This is a genomic window from Citrobacter sp. C348, assembly GCF_047467975.1.
Lineage (GTDB): Bacteria > Pseudomonadota > Gammaproteobacteria > Enterobacterales > Enterobacteriaceae > Citrobacter > Citrobacter gillenii.
The window spans coordinates 287,278-307,714 of the sequence record NZ_JASJUJ010000005.1; the positions used below are offsets into that span (position 1 = coordinate 287,278).

Sequence of the window (20,437 nt, forward strand, 5' to 3'; positions counted from 1 at the left end):
TCACCTATTTGAAACGCCGTTTCGACTTTGATCACATTTCCATCATTATGTGAATGACGTAGAAACAAATCGCAATAAAATAAATTAAAACGATGTTTTACAAATCAAGAACGGCGGTTCATTCATGTTGATCGTTAGGATGACAACCGGTTAATGACAACATTAAAAGCATTGTATATCAATCATTAACAGGGAGTATTGGTATCGCAAACAGACACAGAACGCCGACACACCGGGCATCCAGAGAGTATGTCCGGTTCGTTACAACCGAATCCGTATTAAACCATTACTCGCCAGGTAGGTATGTATGAATGAAAACAGAATGCTGGGATTGGCGTGGATATCACCCTATATCATAGGGTTGATAATCTTTACCGCCTTCCCATTCGTTTCATCTTTCTTCCTCAGTTTTACTGAGTATGACTTGATGAGTCCGCCGGTGTTTAACGGCATCGAGAACTATCGCTACATGCTGACAGAAGATGCTCTCTTCTGGAAATCCATGGGCGTGACGTTCGCCTACGTATTTTTGACAATCCCATTGAAACTGGCATTTGCATTAGGGATTGCGTTTGTTCTTAACTTTAAATTACGCGGTATCGGCTTCTTCCGTACGGCTTACTATATTCCGTCCATCCTCGGTAGCTCCGTGGCTATCGCCGTGCTGTGGCGTGCGCTGTTTGCCATCGACGGTCTGCTGAACAGCTTTATCGGTGTATTAGGCTTTGACCCGGTTAACTGGCTGGGTGAACCCTCGCTGGCACTGATGTCCGTGACCCTGCTGCGCGTCTGGCAGTTTGGCTCCGCGATGGTTATCTTCCTCGCGGCGTTGCAAAACGTACCGCAGTCTCAGTACGAAGCGGCAATGATCGATGGCGCATCCAAATGGCAGATGTTTATGAAAGTCACCGTGCCGTTGATTACGCCGGTTATCTTCTTCAACTTCATCATGCAGACCACACAGGCATTCCAGGAGTTTACTGGCCCGTACGTGATAACCGGCGGCGGACCAACCTACTCCACCTACCTGTTCTCCCTGTACATCTACGACACGGCCTTCAAGTACTTTGACATGGGCTACGGCGCGGCGCTGGCCTGGGTATTGTTCCTGGTTGTTGCGGTCTTTGCGGCCATTGCCTTCAAGTCTTCGAAATACTGGGTGTTCTATTCCGCCGATAAGGGAGGCAAAAATGGCTGATATCCAACAAATCTCTGAAGCTCAGAGCATCGCTGAGCGTGAAGTTGCCCGCACCCTGCGTCGGGAAAAAATTAACGCGGCCATCCGCTACGTGATCCTGCTGTTGGTAGGGCTGCTGATGCTGTACCCGCTGGTGTGGATGTTCTCGGCCTCGTTCAAACCGAACCACGAGATCTTCACCACCCTGAGCCTGTGGCCTGCAAACGCCACCTGGGATGGCTTCGTCAACGGCTGGAAAACCGGTACCGAATACACCTTCGGCCATTACATGCTGAACACCTTTAAGTATGTGATTCCGAAAGTCATCCTGACCATTATCTCTTCCACCATCGTGGCATACGGCTTTGCCCGCTTCGAGATCCCATGGAAGAAATTCTGGTTCGCCACGCTCATCACCACCATGCTGCTGCCAAGCACCGTCTTGCTGATCCCGCAGTACCTGATGTTCCGTGAAATGGGCATGCTGAACAGCTATATGCCGCTGTACCTGCCGCTGGCCTTCGCCACGCAAGGGTTCTTTGTCTTCATGCTGATTCAGTTCCTGCGCGGCGTACCGCGTGACATGGAAGAAGCGGCGCAGATTGACGGCTGTAACTCCTTCCAGGTGCTGTGGTACGTGGTGGTGCCGATTCTGAAACCGGCCATCATCTCTGTCGCTCTGTTCCAGTTCATGTGGTCAATGAACGACTTTATCGGGCCGCTGATTTATGTCTACAGCGTGGATAAATACCCGATTGCACTGGCGCTGAAAATGTCCATCGACGTTACCGAAGGTGCGCCGTGGAACGAAATTCTGGCAATGGCGAGTATCTCCATTCTGCCATCCATCATTGTGTTCTTCCTGGCACAACGCTACTTCGTACAGGGCGTTACCAGCAGCGGAATTAAAGGTTAAGAGGGAAATATCATGGCTGAAGTGATTTTTAATAAACTGGAAAAAGTGTACTCCAACGGCTTCAAAGCGGTACATGGTATCGACCTTTCAATCGCAGAAGGGGAATTCATGGTGATTGTCGGGCCATCCGGCTGCGCCAAGTCCACCACCCTGCGTATGCTGGCAGGTCTGGAAACCATCAGCGGCGGCGAAGTGCGTATCGGCGAGAAGATTGTGAACAATCTGGCACCGAAGGAGCGCGGGATTGCGATGGTATTCCAGAACTATGCGCTGTACCCGCACATGACGGTGCGTGAGAACCTGGCGTTCGGCCTGAAGCTAAGCAAAATGCCGAAGGCACAGATTGATGCCCAGGTAAACGAAGCAGCGAAGATCCTCGAACTGGAAGAACTGCTGGAGCGCCTGCCTCGCCAGCTCTCCGGTGGTCAGGCACAGCGTGTGGCCGTTGGCCGTGCGATTGTGAAGAAACCGGACGTGTTCCTGTTCGACGAACCGCTGTCCAACCTTGATGCCAAACTGCGTGCCTCAATGCGTATCCGTATTTCCGACCTGCACAAGCAGTTGAAGAAATCCGGCAAGCCGGCCACCACCGTGTACGTGACCCACGATCAGACCGAAGCGATGACCATGGGTGACCGCATCTGCGTGATGAAACTGGGACACATCATGCAGGTTGATACCCCGGATAACCTGTACCACAAGCCGAAAAATATGTTCGTGGCTGGCTTTATCGGCGCACCGGAGATGAACATTCGCCCCTGCAAGTTGGTGGAACAAGAGGGACGTCTGCACATTGCCATCGGCAATGAAACCATGCCGTTGAACGACGAAAAGCAGGAGAAAGTCTCTTCTTATGTCGGTCAGGATGTCTTCTACGGCATCCGTCCGGAATTCGTCGACGTCGCCGAAGAGCCTTTTGCCGAAGGCAACTGTAGTGGCGAAATGGTACGCGTGGAGAACATGGGCCATGAATTCTTTGTTTACCTGAAAGTGGCAGATTACGAACTGACTGCTCGCATCCCTTCAGATAAAGCTAAGCCAATGATTGATAAAGGTCTTAACCGCAAGGTGCATTTCAAGTTCGATATAAATAAATGTCATCTCTTTGACGCAAAAACTGAAAAGAACATCTCTCTCTAATGGAGTTATAAAAATGAAAAAAGTGCTTTTAAGCGCCGCTATCTCCGCCACTCTGGGCCTGACCGCGCTGCCTTCTATGGCAAAGGATGTTGATTTACGTATGTCCTGGTGGGGGGGCAATGGCCGCCACCAGGTCACGCTGAAAGCGTTAGAAGAGTTTCACAAGCTGAACCCGGATATCACCGTCAAAGCCGAATATACCGGCTGGGATGGTCACTTATCCCGCCTGACCACGCAGATTGCAGGCGGTACCGAGCCGGATGTGATGCAAACCAACTGGAACTGGCTGCCGATTTTCTCGAAAAATGGCGACGGTTTTTACGACTTGAACAAATTGAAGGACGTGATCGACTTAAGCCAGTTCGATCCTAAAGAACTGCAGTCCACTACCGTTAACGGCAAGCTGAACGGGATCCCCATTTCCGTCACCGCGCGCGTGTTCTACTTTAACGATGAAACCTGGAAAAAAGCGGGCGTTGAATACCCGAAAACCTGGGATGAGTTGATGGCGGCGGGCAAAACGTTCGAAAGCAAGCTCGGCAAACAGTACTACCCGGTGGTACTGGAGCATCAGGATACGCTGGCGCTGCTGAACTCGTACATGATCCAGAAGTACAACATTCCAGCCGTAGATGAAAAGACCAGGAAATTCTCCTACTCCAAAGAGCAGTGGGTTGAGTTCTTCCAGACCTATAAAAAGCTGGTTGATAGCCACGTAATGCCAGACACCAAATACTATGCGTCGTTTGGTAAGAGCAACATGTATGAAATGAAGCCGTGGATCCAGGGCGAATGGGGTGGCACCTACATGTGGAACTCCACCATTAACAAGTATTCAGATAACCTGAAGCCACCGGCGAAGCTGGATCTGGGTAGCTACCCGATGATGGAAGGTGCCACGGACGCAGGGCTGTTCTTTAAACCTGCGCAGATGCTGTCTATTGGCAAATCCACGAAAAATCCGCAAGCCGCCGCGAAAGTGATTAACTTCCTGCTGAACAGCAAAGAAGGTGTCGAAACGCTGGGTCTGGAGCGCGGCGTGCCGCTGAGTAAAGCAGCCGTTGAAATCCTGACGCAAAACGGCACCATCAAAGAAAACGATCCGTCCGTCGCTGGGTTACGTCTGGCGCAGTCGCTGCCAACCAAACTCACCGTGTCGCCATACTTTGATGACCCGCAGATCGTGGCGCAGTTCGGTACGTCACTGCAGTACATCGACTACGGTCAGAAAACCGTGGAAGAAGCTGCCGCAGACTTCCAGCGTCAGGCTGAACGTATCCTGAAACGCGCGATGCGCTAAATAAAAAGCCGGGTGGCGGCTTCGCCCTACCCGGCCAATGCGAACCTGTCGGCCCGGTAAGCGAAATCCGCCACCGGGCATTAACATTACACGCCGATGTTCCGCAACTTCTCTCCCGCCATCAGTTTGCGTTCGATATGTTCCAGGGTGACGTTTTTGGTTTCAGGAATAAGCCAGAACGTAATACCAATGAATACGACATTCAGCGCGGTATAAAGCCAGAATGTACCGGCCGCGCCAATACTGTCGAGCAGCGTCAGGAACGTTGCCCCGATGATCATATTCGACACCCAGTTGGTGGTGGTGGAACAAGTGATACCAAAGTCACGGCATTTCAGCGGCTGAATTTCCGAGCACAGGATCCACACCACCGGTGCGGCGCTCATCGCATAGCCGGCGATACACATCATGGTCATGCCGACGGACAGCCACGATAACCCGCGGGATGCCGTGCCGTTATCAAACTGCATCAGGCAGTAGCCCAGCACCAATGTTCCCAGCGCCATCACGGTAAAACCAATTTTCAGCGCCGGTTTACGCCCGGCTTTATCGACGGTAAAGACGGCGATAAACGTAGCAAACATAAAGGTTAAGCCAACCACCAGTGTGGCAATCATCTGCTGTTCTGTGGTGGTAAAGCCCGCCATTTTAAAAATCCGCGGCGCGTAGTACATGATGATGTTCATCCCGGTGAACTGCTGCATCGCCTGCAGCAACATACCGAGGAAAACCGCACGACGCACGTTACTGTTGATCTTAAACAGCGCCCATCCGCCCTGCTTTAGCTTCAGGCTTTCGCGGATGTCATTCAGTTCATCGCGGGCTTTTTCCGAGGTATCTCGCAGCATACGAAGCACTTCTTCGGCTTCAATATGACGCCCTTTTTGCGCCAGCCAGCGCGGGCTGTTCGGTAAAAACACCACCAGAACAATCAGCACCACCGCAGGCAGGGCCAGCACGCCGAGCATGGCCCGCCAGTTGCCGGTGTAGCTGAACGCCGTATCGGATAAAAAGGCCAGCACAATGCCCAGCGTGACCATCAGCTGGTACATGCTGATCATTTTTCCGCGCACGTTTTCACTGGCCATTTCGGAGAGATAAAGCGGCGCGGTATAGGAAGCAATCCCGACGGCTACACCCAGTACTACCCGGGCGGCGATCAGAAGCTCAACGCTTGTCGCGAATGCCGATCCCAACGATCCGAGAACAAAGAGGATTGCCCCGACCATCAGGCTGTATTTTCGCCCGAGGCGGAAAGAGAGCCAGCCGTTGAACAGTGCGCCAATTGCCGCACCCAGCATCATGCTGCTGACTACCCACTCCTGCAAACGACTGCTTAGCGCAAAGTGTTCAGTGATAAACGGCAGCGAACCCGCGATCACCCCAATATCCAGACCAAATAATAATCCTGCGACAGCAGCGGAAACTGAGACAAACAGATTCATACGTCGCGTGTCGCGCATTGCGCGCGGTGCTAAAGCAGCATCATGATTAATTGAGACCATTTTTTCCTGCCAGAAACAGAGTAAGACATAAAACTGAAAATAAGGGATCCCTTGCCAGGGGCGTCAGGCTGGAAACGGCATAGTTATGGATAAAATAGCTACCCCATACCGTTATGTGATGGACATTACAATTTTAAAATTTATAGATAATTACTCAATAAAATTTAATGCACTGATATTAAAGAGTATTAAATATTACCATTTCATACATATAAAATTATTTATGGATTAATTTATAACCATAATATGGATTAAAATAACTTAAAACCAAAAAAAACCTGCCGTTGGCAGGTTTTTTAATACTGGAGAGGGAATTAACGCGCCAGCCAGCCGCCGTCTACTGCAACGGTATAACCATTGATGTAGTCAGATGCGCTGGAGGCCAGGAATACGATCGGCCCCTTCAGATCGTCAGGCAGACCCCAACGGCCTGCCGGGATACGATCGAGGATTTCTGCGCTACGCTGCTCATCAGCACGCAGCTGTTGCGTGTTGTTGGTCGCCATGTAGCCCGGTGCAATCGCATTGACGTTGATGTTGTGTTTTGCCCACTCGTTCGCCATCAGGCGGGTTACGCCCATCACGCCGCTTTTTGATGCGGTGTAAGACGGCACGCGGATGCCACCCTGGAAGGAGAGCATAGAGGCGATGTTAATAATTTTCCCGCCGTTGCCCTGCGCGATGAAGTGCTTCGCCGCCGCCTGGGACATAAAGAATACGCTCTTAATGTTCAGGTTCATGACGTCGTCCCAGTCTTTTTCGCTGAAATCGATCGCATCATCACGACGAATAAGACCTGCATTGTTCACCAGAATATCGATATGGCCGAATTCAGCCACTGCGCGCTCCAGCAGTGCCGGAATACCGTCAATCTGACGCAGGTCAGCGGTCAGGCTTAAAAAACGACGGCCCAGGGCAGTAACACGTTCGATAGTTTCTGTCGGCTCAACAATGTTGATACCCACGATATCGCAGCCCGCTTCCGCCAGACCCAGCGCCATACCCTGGCCCAGACCGGTGTCACAACCTGTCACAACGGCGACTTTACCTTCAAGAGAGAATGCATTCAAAATCATTGTTAATCCTTATTTTTTATAGTGCCCATCACCGACAGGCTGAGTGGCCGCCCGCGACTAGCGCAGATCTTTTACTGCAACGTGATCCATGTCATCAAAGACCTGGTTTTCGCCGACCATTCCCCAAATAAACGTATAGGCTTTAGTGCCCACGCCAGAGTGGATAGACCAGCTTGGAGAAATAACGGCCTGCTCGTTGTGCATCACAATATGGCGCGTTTCCTGAGGCTGCCCCATCATGTGGAATACACAGGTGTCTTCTTCCATATTGAAGTAGAAATAGACTTCCATGCGGCGTTCATGGGTATGGCACGGCATGGTATTCCACAGGTTACCCGGCGCCAGTTCAGTCAGACCCATGCTCAACTGGCATGTTTCCAGAACATCCGGCACAAAGTATTTGTTGATGGTACGGCGGTTACTGGTGAGATCATCACCCAGCGTCACCGGCGCAACGTCTGCTGGCGTGACTTTTTTGGTTGGGTACGCGGTGTGTGCCGGTGCACAGTTGTAGTAAAACTTCGCCGGAGTTGCCGCATCAAGGCTGGCAAACACCACTTCTTTGGCACCTTTACCGACATACAGCGCATCGCGGTGACCGATTTCATAGCATTGACCATCGACGGTAATCGTGCCCGGACCACCGATGTTGATCACGCCCAGCTCACGGCGTTCGAGGAAATACGTTACGCCCAGCTGTTTGCCAACTTCACCACCAACGGAAACGGTTTTGGCCACCGGCATAATCCCGCCGACAATAATACGGTCGATGTGGCTGTAAACCATGGTGTATTCGTCTGCGACAAATACCTGTTCTACCAAAAATTCGTTACGCAGCGCCTGGGTGTCCAGGGTTTTAGCATGCGCACTGTGGATACTTTGTCTTACGTCCACATTTACCTCCAGTGATAAATTGACCGTGAATACGTTATCGGATAGCGAAACATCGTTCCGTTTTTCCTAATGCGTTAATGATATCTCTCTCGGAACGCGTTTTCAATTACAACTAAAACGATGTTTCACTTTTTCTGCATCTTATTATCAAAAGTGTAGTTGCGATCACGCTAGTGACGGAAAATCGGCAGATAACAAAAAACAACTGGATTTAAAAACCATATAAAACAGATAGATGTAAAACAATAAGAAATGATAACTCCATGGAGGTAGAGATAAAGCATTCAACAACCTCTCGCCGCAGAAATGCTTTCTTATGCTTTTTGTTACAAATTGCGTCATCAATCACACATGATGAAACACTGTTTTGATAAATTATCACTTGGTTTTTAAATTCATCATAAATCTGGGTGCTGACGCAGATTGCTGAAATCCTGCGTACGGTAAAAGGAGTGCATTATGGCTAAAGGCATGCGGGTCAAGCTGAACTATGAGATCAGCCGCGATCCGGATACAGGCGTGGAAGTCACCCGACTGACCCCACCGGAAGTAACCTGTCATCGAAACTATTTCTATCAGAAATGCTTCTTTAATGATGGCAGTCACCTGCTGTTCGCCGGTGAGTTTGACGGTCACTGGAACTACTATTTACTGGATCTTGCCAAAGCCGAAGCCGTTCAGTTGACCGAAGGCGCAGGTGATAATACCTTCGGCGGTTTTTTATCGCCGGACGACAGCGCCCTCTACTATGTCAAAAACGACCGCACCCTGCTGGAAGTGAATCTCAAGACGTTGGCAGAACGCGAAGTGTACCGCGTGTCTGATGACTGGGTGGGCTACGGTACCTGGGTTGCCAACAGTGACTGTACAAAACTGGTCGGTATCGAAATTGCTAAAAGCGACTGGACACCGTTAAACAGCTGGCAGCTGTTCCATGACTTCTTCCATAAAGGCCCGCACTGCCGACTGCTGCGCGTCGATTTACGTACCGGCGACAGCGCGGTGATTCACGAAGAGAAAAACTGGCTGGGTCATCCGATTTATCGTCCGTTCGACGATAACACCGTCGCTTTCTGCCATGAAGGTCCGCACGATTTGGTCGATGCGCGAATGTGGCTGGTCAATGAAGACGGCAGTAACGTGCGTAAAGTTAAGGATCATGCGCAGGGTGAAAGTTGCACCCATGAATTTTGGGTCCCGAACGGCTCGGCGCTGGTCTATGTCTCGTACCTGAAAGGTCAGCAAGGACGCACCATCTCCAGCTACAATCCTGATACCGGCGTTAATGAAGCCGTAATGTTAATGCCTGCCTGCTCGCATTTAATGAGCAATTTTGATGGCACATTGCTGGTCGGCGATGGTTCAGGTACACCGGTAGACGTGAAGGATACTGGCGGTTACACCATCGATAACGACCCTTATCTGTATGGATTTGATGTAGCGAAGAAAAGCTGTTTCCGCATCGCACGCCACGATACTTCCTGGGCTACCGTGGCAAACAGCCGTCAGGTCACCCACCCGCATCCGTCGTTTACACCAGACGATCGCGCGGTACTTTTTAGCTCAGACAAAGATGGCAAACCGGCGTTGTACATTGCCAAACTGCCCGAGCAGCCGGAACTGTTTCAACTGTAGTCCCCGAAATGATTGTGCCCTGTTTTTAATTTAATGTTTCTGTAACTGGCCTTGCCCTCCTCGCGGAGGGCTTTTTTTATTAATAGAAAAGCTCAATACTATAAATAATAAGCAGCAGAAAACCCCGGCCAACATCTCCGGGGTATTTCGCCAGCTATTGATGGTATTTAGAAAGAATAGGCGACGCCCATACGGAAACGAGTTTGACGCTCATCCGTTGTTTTCACACCCACGTTCCCGACTTCAACATACGGTGCCCAGTTTTTATCCCACTTATAGGCTAACTTGGCGTTATATTCATTGGAGTAGGTTTTATTATTATTACGCGCGACACCTTCGGTGCTTTTGGCGTAAACATAGTTCAGCTCAGTACGCCAGTCACCCAGCACAAAACCAACCCACGCATCCCCACGGTTTACCTTATCATCTTCTTTATTGGAGCTTGAAGGATAGCGTGTATATTCATAACGATAGCGGGTAGCTACATAGAAACCATTCTCAAAACTGTACTGCAGGTGCAGGTTCGGTTTGTAGATGGTGCGGCTGTCATTACTTTCAAGTGTCAGACCTGGCGTTACCGCAATATTGCTGGTTGCTTTCCAACGCCAGTTAATTGAGTCTTCATGACCGTTACCCACTACATCAGCAAAAGGCTGGTCAGCTTTATCACCACCCGATTTCCATTTTGCTTCAACGGTAAAACCTAAACCATTTTCAAAACGATGCGACACCGACACGCGATCAGCATTAGACCCGCTATCAATATATTCATGTCGTAAGTCAACGGTGACAGCCTGCGCTGCAAATGACGCACCAATTAAAGACGCAAGCACCAGAGTGTTCTTAAACATATGCTACCCTCAAATTAAAATGATGTTCCTTTTTTATGGAATTGCATTTTATTTTTTTAACACCACTATTTTAGTGATCATGATCGTAATTATTTGTTTCAAAAAAAATGGACAACAACAGCGTGATGAATATCAAACAAAAATCATCTAAAAACCCGAAAACAAAGATCATGATCACGGTTCATTTTATTTAAAATGAATGGCAGAAGTATTAATCACAACAATTTATATTAAAAACAATGAGATACAACAAAACACGCAGTTAATAACGCAAGTTATATTACCTGTGATAATTATACACTTTTGTATTATTAATTAAGTTATAAGCGAAAAGGGTAAATCAGAGGAGGGATTTTGCTTCAGAGTTTTTCTGAATAGATTTTACTTATTTCAAAATATAACAGGTGAGCGCTGTCACATTTGCATGGACAGCGCGGCAGGAAGGCGTATTTGAGAGGATTAATTTAGAGCGGATCAGTCACGTTCGATGGCCAACGCCACACCCTGACCGCCGCCGATGCACAGCGTTGCCAGACCTTTATGCGCCCGGCGTTTCACCATTTCATGGACCAGTGAAACCAGAATACGGCAGCCGGACGCCCCAATCGGATGACCGAGCGCAATGGCCCCACCGTTCACATTCACCCGGCGTTCATCCCACTCCAGCATTTTGCCGACAGAAAGCGCCTGCGCGGCAAACGCTTCGTTGGCTTCGATAAGATCAACATCCGCCAATTGCCAGCCAACTCGTTCCAGGCAACGTCGCGTCGCGTACACCGGCGCAATGCCCATCAACGCAGGATCAACCCCGACGCTGGCAAAGGCACGAATGCGCGCCAGCACGGGTAAGTTCAGCTCCTGGGCCTTGGCTTCGCTCATCATCATCACGGCAGCAGCACCATCGTTTATTGATGATGCGTTACCCGCCGTAACGGAACCCAAGCGATCAAAGGTAGGATCCAGACGCGCCAGCCCTTCTGCGCTGGCATCGGTTCTCGGCTGTTCGTCGGTATCCACCACTATCGATTGTCCGTTACGCTGAGTGACCACGGGCACAATTTCATCTTTAAACCGTCCGGCATCGATCGCCATACGCGCTTTGTGTTGCGAGTGAAGCGCGTAGGCATCCTGTAATTCACGGCTGATACCGTATTCCCGCGCCAGGTTTTCCGCGGTAACGCCCATGTGATAATCGTTGAAAGCATCCCACAAGCCGTCGTGCACCAGGCTGTCGACCAGTTGACTATTACCGAGTTGCGCCCCGGTGCGGCTGTCGGTCAGAACATGCGGGGCGCGGCTCATATTCTCTTGTCCACCGGCAATCACAATGTCGGCTTCACCGCACTGGATAGCCTGCGTCGCCAGATGCAACGCCTTCAGGCCCGAGCCACAAACGTCGTTAATGGTGATGGCGGAAACGGTGTTGGGGAGTCCTCCGTTAATGGCAGACTGGCGTGCCGGATTTTGCCCTGCCCCCGCCGTGAGGACCTGACCGAGGATCACTTCATCAATAGAGTGAACATCCACCCCGGTGCGTTCCATTAACGCCCTGACCACCATACTGCCTAACTCAACGGCAGAGTGGCGTGCCAGCGTACCCTGGAAACAGCCAATCGGTGTCCTCAACGCCCCCACTATCACAACCTCTTTCATCACTACCTCAGCGCAAAATGACAGCGCAATAGTAGATGATTGTTAAGAATAGTTATCTTAGTTGTTTAAAAAATGGTGAGTCTTATCACAAAGGAAATGTGTATCATTTATCTATCATCGAAACGCCACCCTGTTGTAAGTGATCGCGTAGCCAGCTTCCCGCCACGCCAGGCGGCGATTTCTTGTTCCACAGCAGGTCGATAGAAATAGCCTTTGGCCAGCCAGGCACTTTCAGCTGTACCAGCTGTTTTTCCGCAGCAAACTCCTCCACCAGCGCACAAGGCAGCGCACACCAGCCAAATCCCTGCACCGCCATACTGAGCAACAATAAATAGTTAGGCGCTGACCACACCGGACCGCGCGCCACGTTAGTGCCGCTTTCCAGATAGGTATTTAGCCGCAGCTCGCGCCAGGTACGCAGTTGCTCCCACTGCAGTTTTTCCTGCGCCGCCAGCGGGTGCGAAACCGCCACGTACAATCCCATCAAGGTTTGCATCGGCAGGCGTGTGACGCCCATGTCCGTGGGGTAATCCTCGCGCGCTTCAAGGAGACCAACCTGCGCACGTCCCTTTTGCAGCAGATCGATTACGTCCTCATCTTCGCCAATCAGACATTCAAACTCGGTGTGCGGAAACAGTCGGTCAAACTGCACCATCAAATCTTCCAACACATCCGGATGCAGGGTGTCCGAAAGCACAAAAGTCAGACGTGCTTCCGTTGCGCCCGACAGCGAAATCGCCGCCTCGTCCAGCCGCTCGCTGGCCGACAGAATCGCCTGCACATAGCCAAGAATCCGCTTGCCTTGCTCGGTGAGCGTGGGTTGACGTGAAGAGCGGTCAAACAACGCAAAGCCGAGATCGGCTTCCAGATTGGCTATCGCCGTGCTGATGGTGGACTGACTTTTGCGTAACCGCCGCGCCGCCGCAGAAAATGAGCCGCAGGAGACGGTCTCAACAAATGCCGTTAATGCTTCAGGAGAGTAGCGCATGAACTATCTACTTTATCGATGGATTCTATCTTTTAGATATCACATAAAACGATAAAATTACCACTATTCCGTTATCCGGGCATCAAAGAAGGTTTTAGGTTATGCAACACGATACAGTCCAACGCCGTTCGTTAATGGAACGTATTTTTCACGCCGTCTGTTTTGAGGGTATTGCCACCGCCGTTCTCGCGCCAACCGCCGCGTGGTTGATGCAGCGCTCAGTGCTGGAAATGGGCGGATTGACCATACTTCTGGCGACCACGGCGATGATCTGGAATATCATTTATAACGCCCTGTTTGACCGCTTATGGCCGACTCACCTGGTAAAACGTACGGCTAAGGTCCGCGCATTTCACGCGTTAGGTTTTGAAAGTGGGTTTATTGTGATTGGAGTGAGCATTATGGCGTATGTGCTGAACGTCAGCCTGCTGCAAGCATTCACCCTGGAAATTGGTTTCTTCCTGTTCTTCCTGCCGTACACCATGTTTTATAACTGGGCGTATGACACATTACGCGAACGCGTAATGAAACGTCGCCAGCAGCGCGTTACTGCCTGATAATCCAATGAATAGTCGGAATTATCTCCATTCCGGCTATTCATCCCTTCTCCCGCCCACGTGTTCACACCTCCCCCAGCCCCGCTCATTTGTGGTAAATTGCGCTTCTTTTTGTTTATTTTATAGTTGATACGTTCAAATAATGTCGAAAATTTGGTCAAAAGAAGAGACTCTCTGGAGCTTCGCGTTATACGGGACTGCCGTCGGCGCAGGAACCCTTTTCCTCCCCATACAGCTGGGTTCTGCTGGCGCGGTGGTGCTGTTTATCACCGCACTCGTCGCCTGGCCTTTAACCTACTGGCCACATAAAGCGCTGTGCCAGTTTATTCTGTCATCCAAAACCTCAGCGGGTGAAGGGATCACTGGCGCAGTCACCCACTATTACGGCAAAAAGATAGGCAGCCTGATTACCACCCTCTATTTTGTGGCCTTCTTTGTGGTGGTGCTGATCTACGCCGTGGCGATCACCAACTCACTCACCGAACAGCTGGCAAAACATATCGTGATCGATCTCCGCGTACGTATGCTGGTCAGTCTCGGCGTAGTGCTGGTGTTGAATTTGATTTTTCTGATGGGTCGCCAGGCCACCATTCGGGTGATGGGTTTTCTGGTATTCCCGCTGATCGCTTACTTTTTGTTTCTGTCGCTCTACCTGACCGGAAGCTGGCAGCCAACGTTACTCACCGGCCAGATGTCGTTTGATCAGCACACGCTACATCAGGTCTGGATATCGATTCCCGTGATGGTTTTCGCTTTTAGCCATACGCCGATTATCTCCACGTTTGCTATCGACAGGCGTGAGAAATACGGCGAGCAGGCCATGGGTAAATGCAAAAAAATCATGAAAGTCGCCTACGTTATCATCTGCCTGAGCGTGCTGTTTTTCGTCTTCAGCTGTCTGATGTCGATTCCGGTAAATTACATTGAAGATGCGAAGCACGAGGGCGTGACCATTCTGTCCGCGCTGTCGATGATGCCCAACGCGCCCGCATGGCTGTCGATTTCCGGGATCATCGTCGCCGTAGTGGCGATGTCAAAATCGTTCCTCGGCACCTACTTTGGCGTGATTGAAGGGGCGACAGAGTTGGTCAAAACGTCTCTGCACCAGGTCGGTGTGAAGAAAAGCCAGGCCTTTAACCGCGCCCTGTCTATTATGCTGGTCTCCACCATCACGTTTATCATTTGCTGCATTAATCCAAATGCAATTTCAATGATTTACGCGATTAGCGGGCCGCTGATCGCCATGATTTTGTTCATCATGCCGACATTGTCTACCTATCTGATCCCGACCCTGAAGCCGTACCGCTCGATAGGCAATCTGATCACCCTGATTGTCGGTCTGCTGTGCGTATCTGTGATGTTTTTTGGCTAGAACGTGTTGTTTAACGGCTCATTCCACTATGTGGATGAGCCGTTAAACTGAATTATTTGATGTAGGAGTCCAGCACCTTCAGCACGACGTCCAGATCCTCTTCACGTTTGATTTCATCACCCTGATGCACGATATGCTCGGTCAGATGACCTTTAATCACTTCACGCATTAATCCATTTACCGCGCCGCGAATTGCCGCAATCTGCTGTAAAACGGCGGCGCATTCATGCGGTTCATCAAGCATAGTTTTCAGCGCAGCTACCTGCCCCTGAATCTTACTCGCGCGGGCTTTGAGCTTTTGTTTGTCGCGGATCGTATGTGACATCGTCCTGTCCCCGTTGCATAAATCATGACGTACTATACCGTGCCGATCTACTGGGGGGTAGTATTCGGTACTGGGGGGGAGTAGAATCTGACGAAACAAACCAACTAAGAATCATTCTCATGGGTGAATTTTCGACGCTTCTTCAGCAGGGCAACGCCTGGTTCTTTATTCCCAGTGCGATTTTATTGGGCGTGCTGCACGGCCTGGAGCCGGGGCATTCCAAGACCATGATGGCGGCCTTTATCATCGCCATTAAAGGCACCATCAAACAGGCGATCATGCTGGGACTGGCGGCGACGCTGTCGCACACCGCCGTGGTGTGGTTGATTGCGCTGGGTGGGATGTATATCAGCAAAGCCTTTACCGCCCAGGCGGTCGAACCCTGGTTACAGTTTGTCTCGGCGATTATTATTCTGAGTACCGCATTGTGGATGTTCTGGCGCACATGGCGCGGGGAGCAGAACTGGCTGGCCGACGCGCATCACGACCACGGGCACGATCATCACCATGATCACCACCATGACCATGACCACCATCATCATGCTCACCACGACGCTCATCATCATCATGATCATCACCACGAACACGATCATGCCGCGCTGGCAGGCTTTGCTGAAGGTTCAAAAGAGTATCAGGATGCCCACGAACGGGCGCATGCCACGGATATCCAGCGCCGCTTTGCGGGTAAAGAGGTTACCAACGGGCAAATTTTGTTGTTTGGCCTGACCGGCGGGCTGATCCCGTGCCCTGCCGCCATCACCGTATTGCTGATTTGCATCCAGCTCAAAGCTTTTACGCTGGGGGCCACCATGGTGTTGTGCTTTAGCGTCGGTCTGGCAATAACGCTGGTTACGGTGGGTGTAGGCGCGGCCATCAGCGTGCAGCAGGCAGCCAAACGCTGGAGCGGGTTTAACACGCTGGCGCGCAAAGCCCCCTATTTTTCCAGTGTGTTGATTGCTATGGTCGGCGTATATATGGGCATTCACGGTTATATGGGGATCGTGGGGTAACACGAGTCACAATAGCGCGCAGCGACCTTTGCCGCTGCGCGTGAAACCTGACTAGCTCGCCACATTCCCCCACACCAGTTGGCCTTTATGGAAGGTTGCGGTACGGGGAGAAATTCGAGCGACAGCCTCGGCAGAACAGGAGGCATCCACCAGCACAAAGCTGGCCTCATCCTGTGCTTTTGGCCATACGCGTTCGCCTTTATCGTTGAGCGGCAGCACATCGCCGGTGGCAAGGAACAGCGCCCGCGACAGGTTGAGTTCGTTAGGGCGAATATAAAGCTGCGCGTACAGATTCGCCTTTTCCAGCATGTCCCCCAGCCCGTACGGCGACCAGTGGTCGATCACGCTGTCGGTGCCGGTAATCACCACCACGCCTTTGTCGCGCAGCTGTTTCAGCGGCATGTGCATCGTGCCAATCGGCACCGTCGAGGCAATGGTAATTTGCTGCGCCACCAGGCGGGTCGCTAGTTCATCCACCTGCTGCTCGTTCAGCGTAGACAGCGCAAACGCATGGCTGATGGTCAGCTTGCCCTTCAACTGCGGGGTTTTCTCTACCGTTTCCACCATGTAATTCACCGCCGCCACGCCTGCCGGGCTGGTTTCATGCAGATGGATATCCACGCCTTTATCGTAATCGAGCGCAATCTGGAACATGGTATCGAGGGATTTCTCCATCGCCCCGTCCACGCTGGTTGGGTCCAGCCCACCTACGTACTGCGCCCCCGCCTGCATCGCTTCACGCATCAGCGGTTCAGACTTCGATAACAGCAGGCCATGCTGCGGAAATGCCACGATCTCACAGACAAAACCCGGCTGACGACGCGCCAGCACAGCCTGTAGATTCTCCAGATTTTTCAGCCCGGAAACCGGCTCAATATTGCAGTGGCTGCGGGCAATCGAGGTACCTTTTGATTGCAGCAGGTCGATAAGCTTTTCCGCACGCTCTTGCGTATACGGCTGCAGTTCAGGCAGCAGCTTTTGTTCCAGGCGAATCATATCCTGAATAGTGGTGCCCGCCGGGCGGTTGAGTGAGCGCCACGGACCGCCATAAAAGGTTTTATCCAGATGGATGTGCATGTCGCGCATGGCGGGCAGCATCAGCTTTCCGCCTGCATCGTAGTGCGGCAACGTGACATCCGGATGCTGCTTATTCTCACGCAGCGCAACAATTTTCCCGTCCTGAATCTCTACGGTTTGCAGCGCGGTACGGGTATGCACCACCACGGCGTTTTCGTAATCAAATCCCGCTTCCAGCAGGACGTTATCCAGGTAGTAGTGTTTATCGTTAATCGTCATCGTGTTCTTCGCGCAACGGGTTGTCCCGACAGGATCCGCAGCATACGCGACCGGAGCGACCGCTCCAAATAGCGCGGCAGCGGTGACCATTTTTCCGCTCTGGCTTAAAAACTCACGGCGGCTGTTACTTTCCTTCATTCGCATCTCCTTTCAGGAATGGACAATATGGGTGCCTGTTTCACCGCGCAGCGCGGCGGGCAGGCATTCCGGCGTGGTGATGATCACCCGTTTACCGCCACGGGCGAGGAACGTCAGGCTGGCAACGATTTTGGGTAACATGCTGCCCGGCGGGAAATGCCCTTCCTGCATGTAGCGGGTCATTGTTGCAATATCCACGGTGTCCAGCGCCTGCTGCTCAGGCTTGCCAAAATGAATACACACTTTCTCAACGCCGGTGGTGATCACCAGCACGTCGGCGCGGATCTCCTGCGCCAGCAGCGCGGTGGAGAGATCTTTATCAATCACCGCATCTACGCTCTGGTAATCCCCCTGATCGCTACGTACCACCGGGATCCCACCGCCGCCCGCGCCAATCACCACAAAGCCTTGCTGGGTCAGTGCTTTAATCGCCTCAGCTTCGACGATACGCTTCGGCTCCGGCGAAGCGACGACCCGACGGTAGCCGCGCCCGGAATCCTCAACAAAGCGCCAGCCCGGATTGGCCAGCTGTAGCGCATCACGCTGAGCGTCGCTAAAAAACGCGCCGATCGGTTTGGTGGGGTTGGCAAATCCCGGATCGTTTTTGTCGACCTCCACCTGCGTGACCACAGTGACCGCCTTCTGTTCGCCACGCCGCGCCAAACGGTTATTCAGCGCCTGTTGGATCAGATAACCAATGCCACCCTGGGTATCGGCGACGCAGTTTGCCAGCGGCGTCAGCGGTAAGCCTTCACGCTCGTGGGCAATCTCTGCGCGCCGCAGATCGAGTCCCACCTGCGGCCCGTTGCCGTGCGTCAGCACAATGTTGTAGTCCGATGCCAACATCTCCAGCACCGTATCGGCAACGGCTTTTACGGCTTCAGCCTGGTGCTCAATCGACTGGCTGGCGTTATCTTTGATAATGCTGTTGCCGCCAATGGCAACGACCACAAGTTCTTTCATAGCGTCATCTTCCACAGCAAAGCGATTCAGGAGGTTTTGGTCGGTTGCTGCTCAAGGGCAGTCACCGCTTCACGGCTGTCGAGCACATGCTTTATCACGAACATCCCGCCCATCATCAGGTAGGCCATGACAAACATCAGCGAACTGCCTTCAGCAAACCCAACGGCCGGGGAGTGGATCACGCCAAACAGCGACAGCAGCGCCCCACCGGCGGAGGCAATCGCCCCACGTAATGGTTTGTTGATAATGGCGAAGATGGCGATACAACCCCACAGCATACTGGCCAGCGGCGCGCCGCTACCGAGGTGCACCAGCCCGTCGTAGTACACGCCTTTACTGTGCAGCAGGTCGGTTCCGAGTTTAGCCGCTGACGTTCCCGCCGCCCCCATCACGCTGTTCACGATGGTTAACGCCCAGTTGGCAATCCACGGGAACAGACAGATGAAGATGACGGGCACCTCAACTTTGGGCGTTTCTCGCACCACCTGGTTGGCGGTTACTACGCCGATAAACACCAGTATCGGCACGATCGCGGTCATCGGAATAATGGCGAGCATAAACGCCCCCAGACCAAACAACGGCACCAGAAACATGGTGATCCCCGACGCGAGGGTATAGCCGATACTGGCCCCCATCGCTTTCCAGCCCGCGTGTCCGACATACACGGTAACCGGGAACGGATTACCCAACATGCAGCCCAGCATTGATGCAAAGCCGTTCGCCATCATGACTTTACGGGTGTTGTACTCATCGCCTGCGGCGTGCGCACTTTCAATGTTCTCAAGGTCAAAAATGTAGTTCGCCAGTCCCAGAGGAACCGCAGAAGCCAGATACGGCAGTGCGTGCGGCAAGCCTTGCAGGAAGCTGTCGACGTGAATTTCCGGCGGGTTGAAGCCAAAGGAAGACATCGACGCTTTGATCGCTTCCGGGCTTTGCAGGCCGGAGATCCACGCCAATGCCGTACCGGCGATCAGCAGCAGCAGGCCGGTAGGGATACGGGCAAAAATCGGCTTCTTACCGAACCAGTTAATGAAGATCAGCAGCAGCACGATGAACGATACGGTTGGCGCTTCAAACGCCTGCAGCATCGGGTTCATCGCCAGCAGCAGCAGACCCAGGCCGGATAAACAAGAGAGCAGCACCGTGCGTGGGATCATCTTGCGGATGGTCTCGCCCAGGAACGAGCCGCCAACCAGGATCAACGCTTCGACAAAACACCACACCAGGGCTATCTGGATGGCGAAGTTGGCATCTTTGGTTTGCTGATACACCGGCATCAGCACCAGGAACGTAACGGTGAAAATTGACGGTGCGCTCGGCCCGGACGGCAGCGCCGTCACGTCTTTACGCCCGGTTTGTTTCGCCATCTGCAGGCCAAACCAGGCGTAGCAGACGCTGGCCACCAGCACCGCCAGACCAAAGGCTGGCGCAATACGGCCATAGACAATTTCAGTCGGGATCCCGACGACAAAAATGAGCAGCCCCATCATTGTCAGCAGGTTAGTCAGGTTGTTGGTCATCAGCCCAAAGTAAGCCGCCCAGTCACCCCGTTTCCATTCTAGTTTTATGCTGTTCATGGAATATCCTTTACAGGTTAAGCATCGTTTGCGATCGCGGGGATCGCCCAGCCCTGCAGGTAAG

The 20,437-nt window shown here is 52.1% G+C and carries 18 protein-coding genes; 8 read left to right on the forward strand and 10 right to left on the reverse strand.

Annotated features, from left to right (window positions below):
* The first annotated feature begins 307 nt into the window (after positions 1-307).
* Genes QNN86_RS12440 through QNN86_RS12455 form a run of 4 tightly spaced genes read left to right on the forward strand, consistent with a single transcriptional unit; the run spans position 308 to position 4,533 of the window.
* Positions 308-1,198 carry a carbohydrate ABC transporter permease gene (locus tag QNN86_RS12440; RefSeq protein ID WP_096755836.1) on the forward strand — a complete coding sequence of 297 codons (891 nt, stop codon included), beginning with the start codon at positions 308-310 and terminating at the stop codon, positions 1,196-1,198.
* Entirely contained in the window at positions 1,191-2,093 is a 903-nt protein-coding gene (locus QNN86_RS12445; protein WP_096755835.1) for a carbohydrate ABC transporter permease, read from the forward strand. The genes QNN86_RS12440 and QNN86_RS12445 overlap by 8 nt, the downstream gene beginning before the upstream one ends.
* A gap of 12 nt (positions 2,094-2,105) precedes the next feature.
* Positions 2,106-3,233, forward strand: a complete 1,128-nt coding sequence (locus tag QNN86_RS12450; protein ID WP_181617772.1) for an ABC transporter ATP-binding protein — start codon at positions 2,106-2,108, stop codon at positions 3,231-3,233.
* A gap of 13 nt (positions 3,234-3,246) precedes the next feature.
* A complete protein-coding gene (locus QNN86_RS12455; protein WP_414211190.1) occupies positions 3,247-4,533 on the forward strand; it encodes an ABC transporter substrate-binding protein in 1,287 nt (428 codons plus the stop codon).
* Between the two features lie 86 nt (positions 4,534-4,619).
* Here the strand turns inward: QNN86_RS12455 and QNN86_RS12460 are convergent, their stop codons facing one another.
* The 3 genes from QNN86_RS12460 to kduI all read right to left on the reverse strand — a co-directional run bounded on the left by QNN86_RS12460 (position 4,620) and on the right by kduI (position 8,008).
* A complete protein-coding gene (locus QNN86_RS12460; RefSeq protein ID WP_115257557.1) occupies positions 4,620-6,038 on the reverse strand; it encodes a sugar porter family MFS transporter in 1,419 nt (472 codons plus the stop codon).
* A 314-nt stretch (positions 6,039-6,352) separates the two neighbouring features.
* Positions 6,353-7,114 (reverse strand): 2-dehydro-3-deoxy-D-gluconate 5-dehydrogenase KduD, encoded by a 762-nt coding sequence (kduD, locus tag QNN86_RS12465; RefSeq protein WP_096755831.1) that lies wholly within the window; start codon positions 7,112-7,114, stop codon positions 6,353-6,355.
* 57 nt (positions 7,115-7,171) lie between these two features.
* The gene (gene kduI, locus QNN86_RS12470) at positions 7,172-8,008 is read right to left on the reverse strand and encodes a 5-dehydro-4-deoxy-D-glucuronate isomerase (protein ID WP_096755830.1); all 837 of its coding nucleotides are present in this window, start codon (positions 8,006-8,008) and stop codon (positions 7,172-7,174) included.
* Between the two features lie 459 nt (positions 8,009-8,467).
* On the opposite strand from kduI, the gene QNN86_RS12475 reads away from it, so the two are divergent.
* Positions 8,468-9,643 (forward strand): oligogalacturonate lyase family protein, encoded by a 1,176-nt coding sequence (locus tag QNN86_RS12475; protein ID WP_096755829.1) that lies wholly within the window; start codon positions 8,468-8,470, stop codon positions 9,641-9,643.
* Between the two features lie 167 nt (positions 9,644-9,810).
* Here the strand turns inward: QNN86_RS12475 and QNN86_RS12480 are convergent, their stop codons facing one another.
* From QNN86_RS12480 to QNN86_RS12490, 3 genes are all read right to left on the reverse strand, one after another.
* Complete coding sequence (locus QNN86_RS12480; protein ID WP_096755828.1) at positions 9,811-10,494, reverse strand: oligogalacturonate-specific porin KdgM family protein; 684 nt, start codon at positions 10,492-10,494, stop codon at positions 9,811-9,813.
* Positions 10,495-10,968: 474 nt separating this feature from the next.
* Positions 10,969-12,147, reverse strand: coding sequence for an acetyl-CoA C-acetyltransferase (locus QNN86_RS12485; RefSeq protein ID WP_096755827.1), 1,179 nt, complete (start codon positions 12,145-12,147; stop codon positions 10,969-10,971).
* A 103-nt stretch (positions 12,148-12,250) separates the two neighbouring features.
* Positions 12,251-13,135: a LysR family transcriptional regulator gene (locus QNN86_RS12490; protein WP_117343813.1), complete on the reverse strand. Its 885-nt coding sequence runs from the start codon at positions 13,133-13,135 to the stop codon at positions 12,251-12,253.
* Between the two features lie 101 nt (positions 13,136-13,236).
* Here QNN86_RS12490 and QNN86_RS12495 point away from each other — a divergent pair, with 101 nt between their 5' ends.
* Complete coding sequence (locus QNN86_RS12495; RefSeq protein ID WP_115257555.1) at positions 13,237-13,692, forward strand: multidrug/biocide efflux PACE transporter; 456 nt, start codon at positions 13,237-13,239, stop codon at positions 13,690-13,692.
* A gap of 142 nt (positions 13,693-13,834) precedes the next feature.
* A complete protein-coding gene (locus tag QNN86_RS12500) occupies positions 13,835-15,064 on the forward strand; it encodes an amino acid permease (protein ID WP_414211192.1) in 1,230 nt (409 codons plus the stop codon).
* Positions 15,065-15,116: 52 nt separating this feature from the next.
* On the opposite strand, the gene rcnR is transcribed toward QNN86_RS12500, so the two are convergent.
* Positions 15,117-15,389 (reverse strand): Ni(II)/Co(II)-binding transcriptional repressor RcnR, encoded by a 273-nt coding sequence (gene rcnR / locus QNN86_RS12505; protein WP_016154292.1) that lies wholly within the window; start codon positions 15,387-15,389, stop codon positions 15,117-15,119.
* 119 nt (positions 15,390-15,508) lie between these two features.
* Between rcnR and QNN86_RS12510 the strand changes: the two genes are divergently transcribed.
* Positions 15,509-16,399: a nickel/cobalt efflux protein RcnA gene (locus tag QNN86_RS12510; RefSeq protein WP_279277727.1), complete on the forward strand. Its 891-nt coding sequence runs from the start codon at positions 15,509-15,511 to the stop codon at positions 16,397-16,399.
* Positions 16,400-16,450: 51 nt separating this feature from the next.
* On the opposite strand, the gene QNN86_RS12515 is transcribed toward QNN86_RS12510, so the two are convergent.
* Genes QNN86_RS12515 through QNN86_RS12525 form a run of 3 tightly spaced genes read right to left on the reverse strand, consistent with a single transcriptional unit; the run spans position 16,451 to position 20,373 of the window.
* On the reverse strand, positions 16,451-17,833 hold the full coding sequence (locus tag QNN86_RS12515; RefSeq protein ID WP_414211193.1) for an amidohydrolase family protein: 1,383 nt from the start codon (positions 17,831-17,833) through the stop codon (positions 16,451-16,453).
* Positions 17,834-17,845: 12 nt separating this feature from the next.
* Positions 17,846-18,796 (reverse strand): carbamate kinase family protein, encoded by a 951-nt coding sequence (locus QNN86_RS12520; protein WP_115257552.1) that lies wholly within the window; start codon positions 18,794-18,796, stop codon positions 17,846-17,848.
* A 26-nt stretch (positions 18,797-18,822) separates the two neighbouring features.
* Entirely contained in the window at positions 18,823-20,373 is a 1,551-nt protein-coding gene (locus QNN86_RS12525; RefSeq protein WP_414211194.1) for a xanthine permease, read from the reverse strand.
* Between the last annotated feature and the right edge of the window lie 64 nt (positions 20,374-20,437).

Bases quoted from the DNA above. Each gene is read 5' to 3' on its own strand.
- QNN86_RS12440 (WP_096755836.1), top strand. From the start codon at position 308: ATGAATGAAAACAGAATGCTGGGATTGGCGTGGATATCACCCTATATC.
- QNN86_RS12445 (WP_096755835.1), top strand. From the start codon at position 1,191: ATGGCTGATATCCAACAAATCTCTGAAGCTCAGAGCATCGCTGAGCGT.
- QNN86_RS12450 (WP_181617772.1), top strand. From the start codon at position 2,106: ATGGCTGAAGTGATTTTTAATAAACTGGAAAAAGTGTACTCCAACGGC.
- QNN86_RS12455 (WP_414211190.1), top strand. From the start codon at position 3,247: ATGAAAAAAGTGCTTTTAAGCGCCGCTATCTCCGCCACTCTGGGCCTG.
- QNN86_RS12460 (WP_115257557.1), bottom strand. From the start codon at position 6,038: ATGGTCTCAATTAATCATGATGCTGCTTTAGCACCGCGCGCAATGCGC.
- kduD (WP_096755831.1), bottom strand. From the start codon at position 7,114: ATGATTTTGAATGCATTCTCTCTTGAAGGTAAAGTCGCCGTTGTGACA.
- QNN86_RS12475 (WP_096755829.1), top strand. From the start codon at position 8,468: ATGGCTAAAGGCATGCGGGTCAAGCTGAACTATGAGATCAGCCGCGAT.
- QNN86_RS12480 (WP_096755828.1), bottom strand. From the start codon at position 10,494: ATGTTTAAGAACACTCTGGTGCTTGCGTCTTTAATTGGTGCGTCATTT.
- QNN86_RS12485 (WP_096755827.1), bottom strand. From the start codon at position 12,147: ATGAAAGAGGTTGTGATAGTGGGGGCGTTGAGGACACCGATTGGCTGT.
- QNN86_RS12490 (WP_117343813.1), bottom strand. From the start codon at position 13,135: ATGCGCTACTCTCCTGAAGCATTAACGGCATTTGTTGAGACCGTCTCC.
- QNN86_RS12495 (WP_115257555.1), top strand. From the start codon at position 13,237: ATGCAACACGATACAGTCCAACGCCGTTCGTTAATGGAACGTATTTTT.
- QNN86_RS12500 (WP_414211192.1), top strand. From the start codon at position 13,835: ATGTCGAAAATTTGGTCAAAAGAAGAGACTCTCTGGAGCTTCGCGTTA.
- rcnR (WP_016154292.1), bottom strand. From the start codon at position 15,389: ATGTCACATACGATCCGCGACAAACAAAAGCTCAAAGCCCGCGCGAGT.
- QNN86_RS12510 (WP_279277727.1), top strand. From the start codon at position 15,509: ATGGGTGAATTTTCGACGCTTCTTCAGCAGGGCAACGCCTGGTTCTTT.
- QNN86_RS12515 (WP_414211193.1), bottom strand. From the start codon at position 17,833: ATGAAGGAAAGTAACAGCCGCCGTGAGTTTTTAAGCCAGAGCGGAAAA.
- QNN86_RS12520 (WP_115257552.1), bottom strand. From the start codon at position 18,796: ATGAAAGAACTTGTGGTCGTTGCCATTGGCGGCAACAGCATTATCAAA.
- QNN86_RS12525 (WP_414211194.1), bottom strand. From the start codon at position 20,373: ATGAACAGCATAAAACTAGAATGGAAACGGGGTGACTGGGCGGCTTAC.